The organism is Hymenobacter duratus (assembly GCF_014698995.1).
GTDB classification, from domain to species: Bacteria; Bacteroidota; Bacteroidia; order Cytophagales; family Hymenobacteraceae; genus Hymenobacter; species Hymenobacter duratus.
Genome location: NZ_JACWZZ010000004.1, coordinates 72,382 through 86,033, shown reverse-complemented (window position 1 = coordinate 86,033; position 13,652 = coordinate 72,382). Strand labels below are relative to the sequence as shown.

Genomic DNA, 13,652 nt, shown 5'->3' with positions numbered 1-13,652 from the left:
AAAAACGGACTCGAAAGTACAGCTTCTGCTCTAAAACCATTTTATGCTCTGCCATGAGGCGGCCCGCACGATGTAGAGACGCAACATTTTGCGTCTCCTCGTTGCTGATCTTATTTAAGACGGTTCGGGCGTGCCCTTCAACGACGAGACGCAAAATATTGCGTCTCTACATCGTGCCATCTACCTCTTGGCGGCGCAGCACTTTCTCGCACTTCTTCCAATAGGTAAAGAAGCCGGGGAAGTAGCCGCCCACTTCCGGTACCAGCCAGGAGCGGGCGTCGTGGGTGCCGGGGTAGTGGGCAGATGACGGGTGTCGGCGGGTGTAGATGGCGGGCACCTGCCGCAGGTGTGGCAACTCGGCCACTTCGCCCACCACCACCTGCACGCCGGGGATATTATCAGAAGCCAGCTGCTGAATGAAGGCCAGCACGGCCCCGCTCACCGGAAACCGCCGGAAGTGGGACGGCTCCAGCAGCAGCCGGTTGGCCGGCTCATTGGCGCGCCACTGCGGGTCGAGGTGGTAGCTGTTGTAGAGCAACAGCGGCAGCGCCGGGTCAATAGTTGGGGCGGGCGTGACGGGCAGCGGCGTGGTGAAACCGGGCACAACGGTGGCCTGCAGGGGCGGCGGCACGGGTAGCGTGGGCAGCTCGCCGTAGGGCACGTCGAGGTAAGTGTGGCGCTGCTGGCTGCCGGTGTAGTGGTTGATATTCTCCTGGTTGCAGTAGTACTGCTTGCCGGAAAACGCGCCCGCCACCCACTGCCAGCTACAGGTGTTGCTGGCCAGGTCACCGTCGAGCAGGTGGTAGTAGAGCCACGCCGCCGGGGCCGACCAGTGCGCCCGCCCGATGGTGCAGGCCAGGCTGGCTATGTACATGCGCAGGTGGTTGTGCAGGTAGCCGGTGGCGTAGAGGCGCTCGATATGCGCATCCACGGCCGCAATGCCGGTGCTGGCTTCGGGCAGCGCCTGCGGCAACTGGTGGTGCCGCACGCCGGGCTGGGGCTGGCGCAGGTCCGTGAACAGCTCGTCGCCTTTCGCCTCCCATACCCGCTGGAAAAAGTCGCGCCAGCCCAGCTCACTGGCCAGCTGCTGCATATCGTCGAAGGAGAAGCCGCGGGCCAGCAGCGCCTCGTACACCTGGCGGGTGCTGATGACGCCCCGGCTCAGGTAGGGCGAGAGGTAGGTGATGGCCCCATTCAGAAAATTGCGTGAACGGCCGTAGCGGACCGGGTCGATGGCCGCCACACGCGCCAGAATGTCTTGGTAGCGGGTCGGGAAGCTAATGTCAGGGGCCGCCACGGTTTCGCGGTGGGGCTGGCCGGCGTGCAGCTTGTGCAGGTGAGTGCTCATGAGGAAAACGTCAGTCGCGCCGGTACGCTACCGCTTGCTGATTTTGTTGCCGGAAATGCTGCGCTGCTGGTTGCTTTTGAAGCCGAGCACGTCGTCGGGGCGCCGGGCGCGGTGCTTGGTGGCGCGCCCGCTCATGCGGGCCCGCCACATCCGAAACGAGGACGCCTTCATTTCGCGGCGCATCAGGGCAACGACGTCTTTCTCGGCCAGGCCAAACTGCGCTTCGATGGCCTCGAAGGGAGTCCGGTCTTCCCAGCCCATTTCGATGATGCGGTTTATATCTTCGGAAGATAAGGTGCCAAAAGGTGCGGGTATTTCAGGCATTGGGCGGCGGGATACACCAGACTACTATGCCCGGCGCTTCAGCAACCGTTGGGCTTCGGGGGATGTTTCGGATGGAACTGACACAAAAAAAGCCCTGCGTTTGACGGCAGGGCTTTTCTATGTTATAACCAGGAATTGACGTTATATGCCTGCATCAGCGGGCTTTTTCTCGTGGCGCTGCACGGCGGCCCGGATGCGCGTAGCCAAGCCATACAAATCGTCCAGCGACGTAATATCCACCCGCTCCCCACCTTCCAAATCGAACACGGTTACGATTTTTTTGCTACCGTTGAAATGCAATCGGCAAATGGGCTTCCGATTATTGTCATCCAACAAAATGCCACAATATGACTGCACATCGCGCATTACTACCCGATTCACAGCCACCATTTTGCGCAGAATAGCCCGTACAATCATAAAGCCTTCCGTTTCCTCCACCGTGGTTTCGATTTCTTTATCCACGATTTCAGTGGCTGGCGTAGTGGCGGCTTCTGGTGCAGGCAACGCAGGTATTTCCGCACTCAGCAGGCTGCCGCCGGTATCTAGCATGGCCGAGCGCAGACGCATTGTGATTTTGTCGTTCAGAAACTGATGGAACGACCGATGCACTAAGACGCTGAATTGCTCCTTGAGCTTTGGCGTGAGTACTCCGTCGTAAATCTGCTTGGAAACAAAATTGATAAAATCGGTAGAAGGCTGCGTGAACTGCTCGTCGAAGTACTTCTTGAAAGCCCGCATGTATTTCAGATTGTACGCGGCAAACAGTAGGTCTTCAATGTTGAAAGCGGCCTTACTTAGCTTTTTAATTTCGGCCACGTCGGTTTCCTGGAAATTGAATAAGTCAAACTCCATAAAGGGCCGCTCATCCATTTTGTTCGGCTGCTCCAGGTCCGTAAATAACCGGTAATGCACGCCGTTGGTAAGCACCGCAATCCGGGCTTCCGTGACGTGGAAGTAGCGAAAAAGCTGACTAGCGTTATTGATTGTCAGGTCGCCACCAACGTGCTTGCATTCAATTAGAATGATAGGCTTGCCGTCGCGCATAATGGCATAATCTATCTTCTCGCCCTTTTTCGTACCGATGTCGCAGATAAACTCTGGCACTACTTCCGTAGGATCAAACACATTGTAGCCCAGCGCATTGATAAACGGCATAACCAGCGCGTTTTTCGTGGCCTCCTCGGTTTGGATGTGGGTGATTTGCTTTTGCGCCCTAGACGCGAGATTGGTAAGTTGGTCGATAAGCTCCATGTTGTTGTTTGATAGGATGATTATGCTGGAATATAGTCCTACGCAAGGAATAAATCTCTAAAAGGCTATATGTCTGCGGAAATTCTCAGCTATCTGCAGAACTCATCGACCTGCAGTATCCATCATCTGCCGCAACAACGCCAACAAGGCCTGGTCACCATCCGGGCCGTACAGGAAGCTATGGCCACCGGTGGGTCGGGAAGCAAAATGCCACTGCGGGGTCTGGGCTTTGTGCTGGTCGTGGATGGCGGCCACTTCCCGGTAAGGAAACAGCTCATCGTCCTCGGCGTTCAGGGAATAAAGCGGTGCCCCCTGCCGGAGCGTCTGGAAGCGCAGAGGCCCCAGCTTGCTGACGGGCGTGGCCGATAAGGCGTAGAAACCAGCGAAGCCCTGTGGCTGCTGGCAGGCGTACCAGAAGGCAGCTGTGCCCCCGTTCGACATACCGCCCAGGTACACGCGCCGGGTGTCCACGCGGTAACGCGTGTGCACTTGGGCCACCATGCGGCGCACGGCGGCCAGCGCGGCCTCGTGCTCCAGCCAGCCAAACGACTTCCGCCCGTACGGGTACAGCACGAGGGCTCCCTGCTGCTCGGCGGCCCGGAAAATCGGCTCCTGCGCTACGCCGGGGTCCTGCACCTGGAACTGCGTGGCGCTGGCCACACCACCGTGCAGGTACACCAGCAGTGGGGCGGCCGTGGCGGGGTTGTAGCTTTTGGGCACGTACACTAGGTAGGGAGCCTGCACGGTATCGGCGGGCAGCGTGTAACGCGCAAAACCGGGGGCAGCCTTTGCGTAGCGCCTCCGCTTGCCGGGAGCAGCCAGTGCGTTCTGTTGGGTGGTTGTCAGCCACTGCCGGGCCGCCAGTTGGGCCGCAGCTTCGCGGCGGGCGGCGTGGGCCTGTAGCTGGGTCAGGAAGTACGACCACTGGGGCGTATCCCGGAGGTTGCGCAGGCCTTCCTCCTGGGCAATGTTGCGCACGTCCTGGGCCGTAACGGGCAAGTCGGCGAAGCGCGGAATCCGCAGCAGCCACCGCAGCGCCTGGGTGCGCTGGGCCGGGCAGTTGGCGGCGGCAATGGTACCCGCAAACACGTCGAACGGTCCGGCTTTGGTGCTATCGGCAAAGGCAGCCTGAAAATCCGATACGGCTCCGCAGAAGTCCTGCTGCCCTAGCTTGGCCGAGGCCTGCTGCAAGAGTTGGTCATACGTCTGGGTCTGGGCCTGCGCGGTTCCGGCCCAAAGCCCGGCGCATACACCTAATAAAATACTAACTCGACACATAGATTTCATGAGCTAAGGCAAATTTCGGTGGGGAATAAGCCAAAGATAACATCGGTACTATGCAAAGCAAGGTACTATTGAAATTTGCAGTTGTATTAATTTTGCCCGTACCTGGAAGTAAAGCGGTGTAGGAAGTTGACAACACTTATAAGAATGTCACGGTAAGCCTGTCGAAGCATCTTTACCACTTACTTCACCAGCCCGGAAGATTGATTTCGTAAGACGACCTGAACTGCGCTCTGCGAGGCGGTAGAGATGCTTCAACAGGCTCAGCATAACGTTCATTGGGACGTTCAGACAGCTTCCGTTTTATAAACTAAAAAGCCGCTCATCTGAGCGGCTTTTCATCAGGAACAACCTGCAACGTCTTACATCGTCTTCACGGCCGGGGCAGCCGCTGGAGCGGGTGTAGCGGCGGCAGTTTTGGCGCCTTTCTTCATGCAGCACGAAGGGGTGCTGGCCGTATTGCCTTCCTTGGCGCAGCTGGCTTTCATTTCGGTAGAGCAAGCTTCTTTTGACTTGCCTTTCTTGGCAGTTTTGTCGCCCTCGTGGGCAGAGGCAGAACCAACAAAGGCAAACAGAGCGAGGGTGAGCAGGGCGTTTTTCATGGGAAGGAAGAAGATGAAACGGGAGGAAACAAAAGCGGGAAAATGGCGGTTGGCTTGGCGCCGCCCCCTAAGGTAAGAAATGTAACAGAAGTTTCGGCTGCTGCCGGCCTGAAACTTCTCTTGGCCTTCCGGCCGCACCCGCATCGGCCCTTGATGGCCGCCATCATTCCCTTATGCCCCTCCGACGTCTCGCGCACTTTACCCTCCTGGCCCTCGGGCTGCTGTCGGCTCTGGCCGTGTTTTTTGTGGCGCAGCTGCGCTTCAACTACAATTTCAACGACTTTTACCCCGCCGGCGACCCGGACCTGGACTACTATATGGCGTACTCCGGGCGCTTCGGCAACGACAACGACTACGTGCTGCTGGGCCTGGAAGCACCGGCTGGCCAGACGGTGTTCGAGCCCCAATTCCTGACCCGCGTCGATTCGCTCACCCGGTTCATCCAAGGCCGGCGGCATGTTACGCAGGTATCCTCTCCTACTACTGCCACCAACCCGGTAGTCGAAGGCCTGGGTGTGTTCAACGTGCCGTATCTGCACCCGCAGGAGCCGGCGCGGCGCGCTACAGATTCGGCGCTGGTGTTTCGCACGCCGGGCCTCGTCGGCAACCTGATTTCGCGGGATGCGCGGGCGGCCACCATCCTGTTCCAGACCTCGCCCAACCTCAGCAAACCGCCCGGCGACTCGCTGCTGGCAGCCGTGCGCACGGAGCTGCAGCGCCAAGGCTTCGCGGAAAACGAGTACCACATGGCCGGCAAAATGGTGGCCCAGTCGGTATTCGTGGACCGGCTGCAGGTGGAGCTGGCCGTGTTTATGAGCCTCTCGGTGGTGCTCGTGACGGGGCTGCTGTGGCTCACGTTCCGGACGTGGTGGGGCGTGGTGCTGCCGCTGGTGGTGGTGCTGGGCTCTATCCTGTGGGGCTTGGGCGTGATGTCGGCTTTCGGGGTGAGCATTGACCTGATGACGGCGCTGCTGCCGGTGATGCTGTTCGTGGTGGGCATGTCCGATACCATTCACATCATCACGCGCTACGTCACGGAGCTGGGCTACGGGGCCAGCAAGAAGGATTCGTTGCTGATTGCCCTCAAGGAATCGGGCTTCGGCTCGGGGCTGTCGGCGCTGACGACCAGCATCGGCTTCTTCACGCTGATGACCAGCACCATCCGCCCGATTTACAACTTCGGGCTGTTTACGGGCATTGCGGTGCTGCTCACGTTTGTGCTCAGCTTCACGCTGCTGCCGGCCATGCTGCTGCTGCTGCGTAAGCCCCAGTTGCGCATCCCGCGCGAAACCGGCCACAGCTGGGACGGGGTGCTGGGCCGTCTGTTCCGGACGGTGCTGGCGCGGCGGCACTGGGTGGTGGCCATCAGCGGGCTGGTGCTGGTGCTGTCGGTGGCCTCGGCCTCGCGTATCCGCATCAACTCGGCTCTGCTCGACGACCTTTCCCAGAACGACCCGGTGAAGCTGGATTTCCGGTTTTTCGAGCAGCATTTCGCCGGCGTGCGGCCGTTTGAGCTGGATTTGAAGCCCGCTGCCGGCCGCACGGTTTATGACCTGGACGTGCTGCGCCAGACCGAAAAGATTGAGGGTTATCTGCAGAAAACCTACGGCCTGAACTTCGTGGCCTCGCCCGTCACCATCATCAAATCGGTGCGCAAGGCCCTGAACGGCGGCCTGCTGGAAGAGTACCGCCTCCCCGACTCCGAGGCCGAGCTGGCGCGCCTGACACGCAAGGTGAAGCTGTTTCGCAAGAAGCCGGAGTTTCGGGCGCTGGCGCTGCCCGACGGCACGGAAGGCCGCCTGACGGGCCGCATGCCCGACGTAGGCAGCATTCGGGCCGATGCGCTGAACGCCGATTTGCGGCGGTTTCTGCGCACGTCCGTGGACAGCACGGTGCTGCAAACCCGCCTCACCGGCTCGGCCAACCTCATCGACAAAAACAACGAAACCCTCACCCGCAACATGATTACGGGCATGAGCATCGACATTCTGATGGTCACGCTGATTGTGCTGGCGCTGTTCCGCAGCCTGCGCATGACGCTGGTGGTGCTCATTCCGAACCTGGTGCCCATTCTGATTGTGGCGGGTGTGATGGGCGCGGCCGGCGTGAGCATGAAGGTGAGCACCAGCATCATCTTTACTATTGCCTTCGGCATTGCCGTCGATGATACCATCCACTTCATCTCGAAGCTAAAGCTGGTGCTGCTGAAGGAAAAAAGCCTGTTCAAGGCGGTGCGCAAAACCTACCTGATGGCCGGCAAAGCCGTTATCGTCACGTCGCTGATCCTGGTGGGCGGCTTCTCGACGCTGATTTTCTCGTCGTTTGACGGCACGTTCTATGTGGGCCTGCTCATCGGCCTGACGCTGCTGTTTGGCGTGGTGGCTGAGCTGACCCTGCTACCGATTCTGATTCTGGCCTTCTACCGGCACCGGCCCAAGGAAATACGGCAGCCGGTACCAGCGTTGGGCGGGTAGAACTACCTCCGGACAAAAACGGCCGGCCTGCTTTGTGGAAAAGCAGGCCGGCCGTTTTTGTTGCTGGCTCGTGGCTGATCAGGGTTGGGCAAGCGTGAGGCCTACCGGAGCCAGCAGTGGCCCGTCGTCGTAGAAATTGAGGTAGAGCAGCATGGGCTTGGCACTCCCGGCCCAGCTTACCTCGTACACATCCAGCATGCCCATTCCGCCGATAATACCGTTAGGCGTTTTGAAAGCGCAGCAGCTTCCGCGCCGCCGGTAGCTGATTTCTTCGCCGCCGGGGCCGCGCAGGGCGTTCAGGTAGCGCTGCTGGTTGCGGGCGCCCGAGTCGGTTTTGCCACCCACGCAAATGGGTTTTTGCTGCGTTACGCCGTATTCCGGGTCGGTGGCTACGGCCAGGCCGGAAGCCGGGTCTACGGTTTGGCGCACTTTGTCGTAGTAGCTTTGCGGCAAGTTGGTGGAACCCGTGATGTTCGGCTTTTCATTGGTGCCGGACGTAGGTTTGGCGGTCTTGCAGGCCGGCGTGGCCAGCACCGCGGATAGACTTAACAGATAGAATATTCGTTTCATAGCCCTGAGATACACTATTTACCATCCATTTCCTCTCACCACCCAACTTTTCTGCCTTGCTGCCCACCCGCTTTTTCCAGTTGCCCCTGTGTATCGGCCTGACGCTGCTTTCCTGCTCAGCCTTCGCCCAGACGCCCGCCCCGGCCGCTGCTCCTGCCCCCGACCCGTTGCCCCGCCTGATTCAGGAGCGCCAGCAAATGGTGCAGCAGTATGAGGCTGCCGCTGCCCAGCGCAACGCCTTCCTGGCCAACAAGCCCAGCAAAAAAGACCTGCAGGAAGTAGTGGATGCCCTGAAAGGCATCATCCGCAAGGACACTGAAATTGTGCGGGCCGTGCAGGCCGGTACCCTCCGAAAAACCGCCGCCGTAGTGGCCGAAAATCAGCAGGTGAAGCAGTTGGCCACCGTGGCCCAAACCGACCAGAGCAGTACCCGGGAGCGGTTCCACGACCTGGAAAACCAGATTGCCAACCTGAAGGAACGGGACCGGCAGCGCGAAAAGAAGCTCCAGGACCTGCAAGCCACCGCCGACGAAGCCACCGAGGCCCGCACCAGCCGCGAGCTACTGGTGGCAGGCCTGGCCGTAGTGTGCGCGGGCCTGCTGTTTTACGTGCTGAAGCTGCGCGGCCGCCTCAGCACGGCTCCGGTCAAGCGGCGGAAGTAATTTACCAGCCTCCCGTCATCCTGAGCAGTGCTCAGGATGACCACCAACTCCCCACTGTCTTCATGCTCACGCCCGCCGCTCAGTTCCTGACCTATGCCGAGGCGGTGGCGCTATATAATCTGCTGAAGGAGGCCGGGGTGGAGGCGCTGGTGAAAACCTGCGGCCCGCCCTCCTTCCCGTTTGGCGACGGTATGTATTACCAGCTGCTGATTGAGCAGACCGACGTGCCGCTGGCTCAGCAAACGGTGGAAGCGTTTGAGTTGCAGCGCACCACCCCGCCCCCCCTGCGCTGCCCGCGGTGCCGGGCCGAGGGCGCCACTCCGCTGACCCGGCCGGCGTGGTGGCAACGGCTGTACTACGCGGGCACCGTGCTGCACCAGTGCCCGCAGTGCCACACCACGTTCCCGGTTTGAGCCCCTGATATCGTACCTTGCCGCCTATGTCTACCACTTATCCGTTTCAGGTTGCCGACCTTGAGGACCAGGCCACGCCCGGCCGCCAGCAGCGCCTGCTGGTGAACCTCTCCAACCTGGACGACTACTACAACGTGTTCGAGAAATATGGTTTCAGCGGCAGCGGCGCCAGCTGGGCCGAGCACATCGAAACCATTCTGGAAGAACACGCCCCCGCCCTGCTCGACCACGTGGAGCTGCTGGGTCAGGGCGAAATCTTCGGGGTGTACACCGACGGCCCCGGCGCTACCGAGCAGTTCCTGGCGCTCATCCAGCCTATTTTCGGCGACCTGGGCAGCCTCAGCAAATACCTGAGCCAGGCCGACCCGAACGATTTTTTTGAATGAGTCGTGGAGCAACACCACTACAGCGACGCAGTAATATCCCCCCCTGGCTGCACGCTTGCCCGGTTTTGCAGGAATTTGGCAGTGGTTATCCAGAACAGCACGTATTGATGCAGCTCCTTTTGATGTAGCTCCTTCTTCGGGACGCGTCTGACAGCGGCTGCCGGCGCATCGGCTCCGTACAGAGCTACTAGTTGCTCCATCCTTGCCAACCGCCCCACGGCCATGCCCCAGCCTCTTCACCTTCAACGCTTCCTCGACGCCCAGCAGCGCGACTATGCCACGGCCCTGGCCGAAATCCGGGGCGGGCGTAAGCGCAGCCACTGGATGTGGTACATATTTCCTCAGATTCAGGGCCTGGGCTACAGCGAAACGGCCCGTTTCTACGCCATTCAGAGCCAGCCGGAAGCCGAGGCCTATCTGCAGCACCCGACCCTGGGCCCGCGGCTGGTAGAAATCAGTGAGGCCTTGCTGGCACTGGACATTTCCGACGCCACCCGCATCATGGGCAGCCCGGATGACGTGAAGCTCCGGTCCAGCATGACGCTGTTCGGGGCGCTGCATGGCACCAATCTGGTTTTTCAACGAGTGCTGGCTAAGTTTTTCGGGGGAAATCAGGACGAGAAAACCCTGCAGATACTGCGGCAGAATCAATAGCCCACGGTGCAATTCCGGAACCCGCCTTATCACCAGTAGTCCGCCATGCCCAACCTGATTCCTACCTACCGGCAGCGTTTTCTCCCTCCGACGCGGACCCGGCCGAGGTGTTTTTTCTGGATGAGCACTCCCACACCACCGGGCCGCCCCTGGGTGTGCCGTACCGGGGCAACTACTACAAAATCGGGATTTGCCTGCGCGGCACGGCGGAGCTGCGGGCCAACCTGGAAACCTGCCACATCGAGCCGGGCAGCCTGATGCTCATTACGCCCCACACCATCAAGGAGTGGACGTCCTTTTCCACCAACCACGACAGCCTGTCGGTTTTTTTCACGCCCGAGTTCTCAATCTGTAAACAGTCAGCACCTGGGTAAGAAAGCCCGGCCAGCATGCCGGGCTTTTTTGCGTTTGACTGGGAGCTGAAATGGCCGAGAAGCACCATATTGCCCGCCGATAGTTCAGGCGCTCTGCTGCTGCTGCTGCCCTCACCTCCCTGATCCAGAAACCATGCCCTCACCTATCCGCTCCCTCCGGCCCTTCATCGGAGCCAAAGACTTTGCCGTTTCGCGCCGCTTCTATACCGCCTTTGGCTTCACCGAAACAGCATTGTCGCCGGCCATGTCGCTGTTTACGCTGGAAAGCGTGAGCTTCTACCTGCAGGATGCCTACGTACCCGAGTGGCTCGATAACACCATGCTGTTTCTGGAGGTGGAAGATGTGGAGCAGTACTGGCAGCACCTAGCAGCGCTGGACTTGCCCGGGCAGTTTGCCGGCGTGAAAGTGCTGCCCATTCGGGAGGAAGCCTGGGGCCGGGAAGGCTTCGTGCACGACCCCGCCGGCGTCCTCTGGCACATCGGCGAGTTCAATAAAGGCTGAGCCTTGTCTGAACACACAGAACGGTCATGCTTCGGCAAGCGCAGCATGACGTTCAAGGAGTTTCTATCGACTTTTAGACACAGTCTTTACCCAACCCTATGACGGCCCCCGACATCATCCGTAACCTGCAGCTGCTGCCCCACCCCGAGGGCGGCTACTATCGAGAAACCTACCGTTCCGCCCACACCCTGACCACCGCCGAGGGCCAGTCCCGCAGCGTCAGCACGGCCATCTACTACCTGCTCGAAAACGAGGACAAGTCCCACTTTCACCGCATCAAGTCCGACGAGCTGTGGTTTTTCCACCAGGGACAGGCGCTGGAAATCATCCTGCTGACGCCCGGCCAGCCCACCCGCCTCATCCTCGGCCCCGACTTCGCCGCGGGCGAGCTGCCCCAGGCCGTTATTCCAGCGGGCGTGTGGTTTGCGGCCCAGGTAAAGCACCGCCCCGGCTACGCGCTGGTAAGCTGCACCGTGGCCCCCGGCTTCGATTTCGCCGATTTTGAGCTGGCCGAACGGGCCGCGCTGCTGCGGGAGTTTCCACAGGCGGCGGAGCTAGTGGAGCGGTTTACCCGATCTATAGCGGTTTCGTAAACGGTGTACGCTGTAGAGAAGCGGCACTTCGCGTCTCGTCGTTGAACGATTTTGTTTGAATGACGCGAACGAGGAGACGCGAAGTATCGCGTCTCTACACGCTAGCACACCGTTCGCGAAAATGCTATAGCAAGGAGAGGCCCTGGTTTGTAAACCATTCAAGGACAGCAATTAATATTGCTCCCCCTTCTATTTCACCCCCTGACGCGCCCTGGACAGTTCCGGCCGTTGCGGAAAGTACTGGCGTTTCGGCCGGCCCAGGAGTCGCAGTATCCGCTGCTGCAAGAGCGGCGGCTACCGAAGCCACTGAACTAGCCCTGATTCTGGCCTCTCTGCTGCTGCCGTAAACGAGCACGCCCTGCCCCTGCTGCAATGTCTGCTTGTTTGCAGGCACATGGTGGACTGCCCCGCTCGCGGAGCTTCGCTTTACCGGCTATTTAACGCGCTTTGTCAGCGCCCAGCCCCCTACGATACCCAGCACCAGCGCCGCGGCTACGGCAGCTTTCGGCACGGCCGGGCGCGGCTGCGGGGCGGGCTTGCGGGCAATGTCCTGGTCGCGGAAGGGCTGGCGGCGCAGGGTGGCCAGAATCAGGCGGGCCGCTTCGGCGGGCTGGTCCCACTGGGGGAAGTGGCCGCAGTGGTCGAACCAGTAGAGACGGGCGTCGGGAAATTTGGCCAGGGCCCGGCGGGCCTGGCTGGGCAGGCATACCCGGTCGTGGCGGCCCCAGCCGATGACCAGCGGGGCCGCAATGCTGCCGACCGGAGCGGCCTGCTGCTCCTCGCCGTGGGCCAGCGCGTCGAGCAGCTCGCCGAACACGGGGGTGTGGGCAAAGCTGTACATCTCGTCCTGGACCTGGTCGCCATCCACGGCCCAGGGGCGAGCCGAAAACTGCGGCAGCAGCGTCGTACGGCCCACTGCCGAGTGCATCAACGCCGGCATGACGGGCTGCAAAGCGCCCACCAGCTTCTGCGACACGGCTACGGAGTGGTAGAAAAATGGCACCTCCCAGCCTTCCCAAAACCCACCGGGGTCAAGGGAAACCACGGCCCCGAGCACGCCGCCGCGCCGGGCCAGCTCCAACACCAGCCGCGCGCCCATCGAACTGCCGACGGCATCAATGCCCAGCAGGTCGTGCTCGGTGAGAAAAGTAGTGAGGGCATCGGCCAGGGTACCGATGGTGTGCTTGCCAGGCAGCCGCGGCGATGCGCCGTGGCCGGGCAAATCAACGGCAATTACATCGTGCTCGGCAGCCAGCGTGTCGAAAATGGTATTCCAGGAGCGCCAGCTGCCGCCGATACCGTGAACCAGTAGCAGGGCCGGGCCAGTGCCGCTCCGGATGTAGTGCAGTGCCATAAAAAAGGGGGAAAGGGAAAAGCGTGGTTAGTGCATACGGCCCACCCCATCCCGAGTTAGCGGCAGTGCCGCGCAAATCCGCTGCGACGCCCATTCATATCATTCAGCCCCACTTTGTGGCACCGGTTTTATTGGTCGCAGCTTTGCAAGTCGCTGGCATCGGCTTAAAGCCTGTAGTTGTCATGCTGAGCTTGCCGAAGCATCTCTACCGCTTCGTTGTTGCATATTCGACTCATTGGATCAATTCCGCCATAACAACATGGGAGTAATCCTTCTGCCAGCCCTTAAAAAAAGCATTATTATTATCGGCACTATGAAGAAACTTGGTATTTGCATTGGCTTGGTATGCCTGACTACGCTTTCGGCGGGCATATATGGAATGGTACATGATCAAGTCACGTACACCATATCGGCGGAATATTTCACCAAGTTCAAATACGAGCAGTTTGGTTTTGAGCCTGGCGGGTTTGGTGGGCATCGGCCTACGGTGGCAATTATCGGTTTCCTGGCTACTTGGTGGTTTGGCCTATTTATCGGAAGTGTATTTGGAGTACTAGGATTGGTGTTTATTGAGCGCGCACGACTCGTCAGCGTAATATTACGCGCTGTGCGCCTGGCTTTTGCACTCACTGCAATTGCCGGAATTGCGGGATTTTTATATGGGCGCTTTTCGCTGATACATACGGGGGTCACGTGGTGGCTACCTGAAAATCTGATGGATAAAGCTGCGTTTATTACTGTTGGCTCTATTCACAATTTTGGATACGCAGGCGGCTTACTCGGCTTGTTAAGCGGGACATTGTACATAGTGGCGAATCGCAAAGGCCGGATATCCCGCCATTTGCCTGCTCCCTCGTAGCA

16 protein-coding genes are annotated in these 13,652 nt (G+C 60.0%); 9 read left to right on the top strand and 7 right to left on the bottom strand.

Translation table 11 applies throughout. The features are described from left to right. Positions 1-166 precede the first annotated feature (166 nt). The 5 genes from IC231_RS16440 to IC231_RS16420 all read right to left on the bottom strand — a co-directional run bounded on the left by IC231_RS16440 (position 167) and on the right by IC231_RS16420 (position 4,809). Positions 167-1,348: an FAD-binding domain-containing protein gene (locus tag IC231_RS16440; protein WP_190785589.1), complete on the bottom strand. Its 1,182-nt coding sequence runs from the start codon at positions 1,346-1,348 to the stop codon at positions 167-169. A gap of 27 nt (positions 1,349-1,375) precedes the next feature. Next, positions 1,376-1,672, bottom strand: coding sequence for a TIGR03643 family protein (locus tag IC231_RS16435; RefSeq protein ID WP_190785588.1), 297 nt, complete (start codon positions 1,670-1,672; stop codon positions 1,376-1,378). Positions 1,673-1,813: 141 nt separating this feature from the next. Next, positions 1,814-2,923 (bottom strand): type I restriction endonuclease, encoded by a 1,110-nt coding sequence (locus IC231_RS16430; RefSeq protein ID WP_190785587.1) that lies wholly within the window; start codon positions 2,921-2,923, stop codon positions 1,814-1,816. Between the two features lie 102 nt (positions 2,924-3,025). Beyond that, positions 3,026-4,201: a carboxylesterase family protein gene (locus IC231_RS16425; protein ID WP_190785586.1), complete on the bottom strand. Its 1,176-nt coding sequence runs from the start codon at positions 4,199-4,201 to the stop codon at positions 3,026-3,028. Between the two features lie 368 nt (positions 4,202-4,569). Next, entirely contained in the window at positions 4,570-4,809 is a 240-nt protein-coding gene (locus IC231_RS16420) for a hypothetical protein (protein ID WP_190785585.1), read from the bottom strand. Positions 4,810-4,982: 173 nt separating this feature from the next. On the opposite strand from IC231_RS16420, the gene IC231_RS16415 reads away from it, so the two are divergent. After that, on the top strand, positions 4,983-7,283 hold the full coding sequence (locus IC231_RS16415; protein ID WP_190785584.1) for an efflux RND transporter permease subunit: 2,301 nt from the start codon (positions 4,983-4,985) through the stop codon (positions 7,281-7,283). Between the two features lie 78 nt (positions 7,284-7,361). Here IC231_RS16415 and IC231_RS16410 read toward each other — a convergent pair whose 3' ends face one another. Further along, a complete protein-coding gene (locus IC231_RS16410; protein ID WP_190785583.1) occupies positions 7,362-7,853 on the bottom strand; it encodes a hypothetical protein in 492 nt (163 codons plus the stop codon). Between the two features lie 56 nt (positions 7,854-7,909). Here IC231_RS16410 and IC231_RS16405 point away from each other — a divergent pair, with 56 nt between their 5' ends. From IC231_RS16405 to IC231_RS16375, 7 genes are all read left to right on the top strand, one after another. Then, positions 7,910-8,515, top strand: coding sequence for a hypothetical protein (locus tag IC231_RS16405; RefSeq protein WP_190785582.1), 606 nt, complete (start codon positions 7,910-7,912; stop codon positions 8,513-8,515). A 62-nt stretch (positions 8,516-8,577) separates the two neighbouring features. Beyond that, on the top strand, positions 8,578-8,928 hold the full coding sequence (locus IC231_RS16400; RefSeq protein ID WP_190785581.1) for a hypothetical protein: 351 nt from the start codon (positions 8,578-8,580) through the stop codon (positions 8,926-8,928). A gap of 26 nt (positions 8,929-8,954) precedes the next feature. Then, positions 8,955-9,314: an Imm51 family immunity protein gene (locus IC231_RS16395; protein ID WP_190785580.1), complete on the top strand. Its 360-nt coding sequence runs from the start codon at positions 8,955-8,957 to the stop codon at positions 9,312-9,314. Positions 9,315-9,536: 222 nt separating this feature from the next. Further along, a complete protein-coding gene (locus IC231_RS16390; protein ID WP_190785579.1) occupies positions 9,537-9,968 on the top strand; it encodes a DUF1810 domain-containing protein in 432 nt (143 codons plus the stop codon). A 107-nt stretch (positions 9,969-10,075) separates the two neighbouring features. After that, entirely contained in the window at positions 10,076-10,342 is a 267-nt protein-coding gene (locus IC231_RS16385; RefSeq protein WP_190785578.1) for an AraC family ligand binding domain-containing protein, read from the top strand. A gap of 133 nt (positions 10,343-10,475) precedes the next feature. Continuing rightward, complete coding sequence (locus tag IC231_RS16380; protein WP_190785577.1) at positions 10,476-10,844, top strand: VOC family protein; 369 nt, start codon at positions 10,476-10,478, stop codon at positions 10,842-10,844. Between the two features lie 98 nt (positions 10,845-10,942). Next, complete coding sequence (locus IC231_RS16375; protein ID WP_190785576.1) at positions 10,943-11,437, top strand: cupin domain-containing protein; 495 nt, start codon at positions 10,943-10,945, stop codon at positions 11,435-11,437. Positions 11,438-11,870: 433 nt separating this feature from the next. Here IC231_RS16375 and IC231_RS16370 read toward each other — a convergent pair whose 3' ends face one another. Continuing rightward, complete coding sequence (locus IC231_RS16370) at positions 11,871-12,791, bottom strand: alpha/beta fold hydrolase (protein WP_190785575.1); 921 nt, start codon at positions 12,789-12,791, stop codon at positions 11,871-11,873. A gap of 259 nt (positions 12,792-13,050) precedes the next feature. On the opposite strand from IC231_RS16370, the gene IC231_RS16365 reads away from it, so the two are divergent. After that, on the top strand, positions 13,051-13,650 hold the full coding sequence (locus tag IC231_RS16365; protein WP_211539127.1) for a hypothetical protein: 600 nt from the start codon (positions 13,051-13,053) through the stop codon (positions 13,648-13,650). Positions 13,651-13,652: the final 2 nt, after the last annotated feature.